The organism is Oleiphilus sp. HI0125, from assembly GCF_001635355.1.
This window is the reverse complement of sequence record NZ_LWGF01001321.1, coordinates 1-813: the sequence shown is the minus strand read 5'-3', so window position 1 is coordinate 813 and position 813 is coordinate 1. Positions and strand designations below refer to the sequence as shown.

Here is an 813-nt window from a genome sequence, read left to right as displayed (position 1 = left end):
TCTACTACGCGAACAAAACGTTACAAAAGCAGCTAACCACTTAGGTATTACGCAGCCAGCGATGAGTAATGGTCTAAAACGTCTTCGAAATTTGTTTAACGACCCTTTGCTTGTTCGAACAAGTGATGGCATGGCTCCCATCTGAACTCAAATCGCGCTTTACTCATCGCGTTATCATGAATCTGTGCGCCGGGATGACCTTTCGCGAGATCTGCGGCGTGCGCCGAGATCTTATAAGTAATCAAGCCTTGTTTTACATCCTCTTTATTAGGTAAGCCCAAGTGTTCTTTTGGCGTCACGTAACACAGCATTGCACATCCATACCAACCAATAAGCGCTGCACCTATACCAGAAGTGAAATGATCATATCCTGGAGCGATGTCAGTCGTCAGTGGCCCCAAAGTATAGAAAGGCGCTTCACCACAGTGCTCCAATTGTTCTTCCATGTTTTCTTTAATCATATGCATTGGCACGTGTCCGGGGCCTTCAATAAAGGTTTGAACGTCGTGTTTCCATGCAATCTTTGTTAATTCGCCCAAGGTACGAAGTTCAGAGAACTGGGCTTCATCATTTGCATCGGCAATTGACCCCGGACGTAAGCCATCGCCTAATGAGAAACAAACATCATAGGCTTTCATGATTGCGCAAATTTCCTCGAAATGGGTATAGAGGAAGTTTTCTTTATGATGAGCCAAACACCACTTCGCCATAATCGAACCACCGCGACTAACGATTCCCGTTACGCGTTTTGCAGTCATCGGAACATAACGAAGCAATACGCCGGCATGGATCGTAAAATAATCAACGCCCTGC

Annotated in this window: 1 protein-coding gene and 1 pseudogene; one reads left to right on the top strand and one right to left on the bottom strand. The window is 45.6% G+C overall.

Annotation, left to right across the window (positions count from 1 at the left end):
• A pseudogene (locus A3762_RS26165) lies at positions 1 to 139 on the top strand (LysR family transcriptional regulator); the annotation flags it as partial.
• On the opposite strand, the gene A3762_RS22670 reads toward A3762_RS26165, so the two are convergent.
• The coding region (locus A3762_RS22670; protein ID WP_304439320.1) for a phosphomethylpyrimidine synthase ThiC at positions 96 to 813 on the bottom strand (718 nt) is incomplete at its 5' end. The pseudogene A3762_RS26165 and the gene A3762_RS22670 sit on opposite strands and share 44 nt — an antisense overlap.